Source organism: Corynebacterium sp. 045007 (assembly GCF_040743205.1).
GTDB classification, from domain to species: domain Bacteria; phylum Actinomycetota; class Actinomycetes; order Mycobacteriales; family Mycobacteriaceae; genus Corynebacterium; species Corynebacterium jeikeium_D.
This window is the reverse complement of the sequence record NZ_JBFLKW010000036.1, coordinates 1-4,163: the sequence shown is the minus strand read 5'-3', so window position 1 is coordinate 4,163 and position 4,163 is coordinate 1. Positions and strand designations below refer to the sequence as shown.

General features: G+C 50.3%; 2 protein-coding genes and 2 pseudogenes. 3 read left to right on the top strand and 1 reads right to left on the bottom strand.

Translation table 11 applies throughout. The features are described 5' to 3' along the window. Positions 1-240 precede the first annotated feature (240 nt). A pseudogene (locus tag AB1Z34_RS11055) lies at positions 241-1,453 on the top strand (IS3 family transposase). A 71-nt stretch (positions 1,454-1,524) separates the two neighbouring features. Next, positions 1,525-2,826: an AbiH family protein gene (locus AB1Z34_RS11050; RefSeq protein ID WP_070429663.1), complete on the top strand. Its 1,302-nt coding sequence runs from the start codon at positions 1,525-1,527 to the stop codon at positions 2,824-2,826. Positions 2,827-3,637: 811 nt separating this feature from the next. Here AB1Z34_RS11050 and AB1Z34_RS11045 read toward each other — a convergent pair. Continuing rightward, positions 3,638-3,973, bottom strand: a pseudogene (locus AB1Z34_RS11045) (transposase); the annotation flags it as partial. Here AB1Z34_RS11045 and AB1Z34_RS11040 point away from each other — a divergent pair. Beyond that, on the top strand, positions 3,935-4,163 hold a 229-nt coding region (locus tag AB1Z34_RS11040; protein ID WP_367158344.1), incomplete at its 3' end, for a hypothetical protein. The pseudogene AB1Z34_RS11045 and the gene AB1Z34_RS11040 sit on opposite strands and share 39 nt — an antisense overlap.

The following is a 4,163-nucleotide window of genomic DNA, read 5'->3' as shown; positions in this document are numbered from 1 at the left end:
AATTAACCAGAAAGTCAAACCAACGACTCCCAGCGGCTAACCGCACGAAAACATTTCCCCCACATCAGCCAACCAAACACATAAACTGCCTGGCCACGCTGACCTCCAAATACATTACACACACGCCCTTATTTAAGCGAATCCGCTGGTCATCAACCCAATTTCCACCAGTTTATACACACGATCCATATTGAAGCGTCCTGGGTTGAGTTCCTACCTCAGCTAAGGAAGGACTGAACTATGCCTAGAGAATATTCCGTCGAGTTCAAGGAGAAGGCGGTCCATCAGATCATCGAAATGGTCCGCCGGGAGTCTTGCTCACTGTAACGTGCCTACACGGAGGTCGGTGAGCTGCTTGGGGTATCTCACCATACGTTGCGGGCTTGGCACCGTGACGGCGCTTCGGTACGTGATGACTCTGACGCGTCTGGCGGCGAAACGATGGAAGAAGAGCTCAAGCATCTGCGCCACGAAAACCGCGAACTGAAACGAGCAAACGGGATTCTCAAGACTGCTTCGGCTTTTTCGCAGCGGAACTCGACCGACCCACGACTAAATGATCTCCTACATCGACGCATATAAAGATCAGTTTGGGGGTCGAGGCCTAAAACAAGCAGATCGTGGATTCATCACTTCACGCGGCTACCGCAAAGCCACCACACGCGCTCCCAGTGCAAGAGCCTTAAGCGATAGCCTTCTCATTGCAGAGATACAGCGTGTGCATGCGCAGAATTTCTCAGTCTACGGAATCCGCAAAATGTGGTACGCGATGAACCGTGAAGACTTTCATATCGGCCGCGACAAGACCGCCCGATTAATGAAGCTAGCAGGTGTTTCCTGCCGCAGATGCGGACGAACCCCCGTGACAACAATTAGCCCGAAGACACCGGATCATCGCCCAGACCTAGCGCAGCGAGACTTTCGTGCACAAGCGCCAGGCAGGCTTTGGGTTGCCGACATTGCTCACGTTCGCATTCTGTCGGGATTCGCCTACACCGCGTTTGTCGTGGATGTCTACAGCCGAAAAATTGTTGGTGTTGCTACACGCTCAACGATGCGCACCGATGCGCTGCCCATGGAGGCCTTGGAACATGCCTTAACGACTGCAGGACGAATCCATGGAAACCAACTGATTCACCATAGCGATCGGGGCAGCCAATACGTGTCACTGAAGTATTCCACCGCGCTAGCCGAATCCGGAATCCGGCGAAGTGTCGGAACAGTCGGCGATTCCTAAGACAATGCTCTAGCTGAGACCGTCAACGGTCTCTACAAGGCGGAACTGATTCATGCCCAAGGCCCCTGGACGTCGGTCGGGGAAGCCGAACTGGCCACCTTGCGGTGGGTGCATTGGTGGAACACCAAAAGGCTTCATGAAGCATTGGAGTACGCCACCCCACAAGAAGTAGAAACCAAGTACTATTTCACCCAGCCCATCAACACAGGGCCGTAAAAGAAGCGGAACTAAACCCAGGACGCTTCAAACTCCGTTAAAGAATTTTGAAGACTCAGGTTGAAGGAACGATGACCAAGCCGACTACCCGCACCGAGGATCCAGTCCATCACGGCATCAGGAAATACGACCACACTGATTTCGCCTGTCTAAAGCCCTCCAACGACAAGGTCCAGCACAATATTATGATGCTTGTCGGAAATGGCTTCGACATTGCTGCTCTTTCCCTGCTTAATGCCAAGTATCGAACTGACTACCAATCATTCTTCTTTTATCTGAAGTCAATGAACTTTAACGCCGAAAACATGATTTTCAAGAAGATGAATGAGCTGCGCAAAGAACATGAAGAACAGCGTGGCCAAGGCAAAGATGGGTTCCCTAATTGGAGCGATTTCGAAGCACGGTTACAGGAATTTGTATCTAGTCCGGGTCCTATCGACTTCGTAAAACTCCGCCGCGACTTGGCAGAAATCCAACGTCACTTTTCCAGTTTTCTTGACCTAGTGGTCAGCCCAGATTTGCTAAACGAATTGGATAGGGAGGCGCAATCTCACCAGTGGGCCTATTGTACATTTAGCCGATTTCTGGGCGATCTCGACAGCAACGCCTATCAATACTTGGCTCTGCCGTCTAAAACCAATCATTACGATCTTTTCAATTTCAACATCATCAATTTCAATTACACTTTCCTCCTTGATAACTACCTATATCTCGACCAAGAACAGTTCGATCCTCATCCAAACACCACCGTGGACACGAACTTTCAGTTTCGACGGAATCCACGGAATCATCTCTATCCAAGTGAGTACTGCTCTAGAGCAAACGCTGAAACTGGTTGTTCCTCTTACCTGATGACAGAGATCCATCATCCGCATGGAATGCAGGCAGTACCACGATCCCTATTGTTCGGGATTGACGGTACGGATCAAGACGCGAACCAAGGTTCCTCCCACAAGTTTGAAAAAATCTTTTGGGCACAAACATCCCGTCGCTACCGCAAGATGATCGAAGAATCAGAATTTTTCATTATCTTTGGCAGCTCAATCGGAGAAACGGATCGATGGTGGTGGCGACACATCTTGCGTCGAGTCTCCGAAGGAGCAGAACTGATGATTTACAAATATTTTTCTTCGGACGTTCAGGTTGATGAACAGGCTTCTCCAAAAGCTATTGAGAGCAGATTCATCAATTGCAATTACGACCCTACTATGTTCGGTGGGCGGGAACTCGATGAAGAATTGTTTGGCGACCTCAGCCTCCGTGTACACGCTGTAACGTACTCAGACAACGAAACACTTTCCGCGTTCGGATTCAATCCTGCCATTTTCGAACCCTCTGATCGTGACCCCGCACATGTCCCTGTACCCCGCTAAATTTCAGGGTCCCGGCCATTTCCTTTAAATTTCGTCACGTCACTCATTCGTGCAATTAATGTGACAAAGTTTGAGTTCTTTCCTAGGTAAATTCCCTTGTAGGTCTCGTAGCGTTTTAACGACACTCGGACCTGAGCGCTGTTTGATGGACACCTGATAACCAGCCCGGTTGGGTTGGGACGAAAGGTAATTTATCTGACGTGTCCTAGGTTTTGTTCCGTTTGAGTAGATGGGAAAAACCGGAATATGCCGAGAAATTTGGACCAAAATGCGAAGGACCGTGTGATCCGGCTCGTGGAAGATCGCATCTTGGCGGAAAATATGTCGATGCAAGTCGCGTGCCAAGCATTAGACCAAAGCTAGGGGTTTCACGGCACACAGCTTATCAATGGACTTTTCGCAGGCCCGTCGTGCAGGGAACATCCCAGAACCGGTGCCTGAAGATGTGGCTGCCAAAACGCAAGGCTACGCCGTAAAACTCACCAGCTACGCGATACCAAAGAACTTTTAAAAGCTACCTCAGCTTTTTCGCGTCGGAACCAGGCCCAAAACGTTAAGAATAGATCCGGTTTATCGATGAGTACCGGAGTATTTTCCCTGTCGAGTTCATCTGTAAGGCGTTGAAAAAATAACCGTGCTGGCGGGTTCATCACGCTGGCGGGTTCATCACCTCGCGTGGGTATCGCCAGTCCAAGGCCTGTGGATTAAGTGTTCGTCGCCTTCGCGAAGCTGGCGCTGGTTGAACGCATTAGACCTTTTCATCGGGATAAGGGCCTGCCCCCCCCCGGAAAGTAGACACGTCGGGGGTTAGCTATGCTGCTTGGGTCACTGTAGCTGAATTAAGCGCTTCGAATGTATCGGGGGCTAGAAGGTTGCACCAGGAGTGTCGTCTGCGCGTGTTGTAGCGCATGCACCTTCGGAAGACTTCTTGGCGGCAGGTAGTGGGATCGTCAAAGACTTTCCGATTACGCAGATCTTCACGCTTTAAGGTGGTGTTAAATGATTCTGCCACGGCGTTATCGGCACTCGTTCCCACCGCGCCCATGGATTGACGCACACCAAATACAGCGCAGTGCTCTCTAAATGCCTGCGAGGTGTACACACTGCCATGATCGGAATGGAAAATTGTTCCTTTAAGGCTTCTGCGGACTTTCCTTATACCCTTGGAGAACGTATTGAAGCAGAAGCGAAGGATTACAAAGCCACTGAAAAGCGAACACCACTAACAAAATGTTGTTTACTTGTGGGTAACAAAAAGTGGGCCGCAGCACCCCAACCCCCACACAAGGGGCAAGGCAACCACGACCCACACAATAAACTTTTTATGCCGGCGGCGA

Excerpts from the sequence above, each read along its gene's own strand:
- AB1Z34_RS11050 (WP_070429663.1), top strand. The coding sequence starts at position 1,525 with ATGACCAAGCCGACTACCCGCACCGAGGATCCAGTCCATCACGGCATC.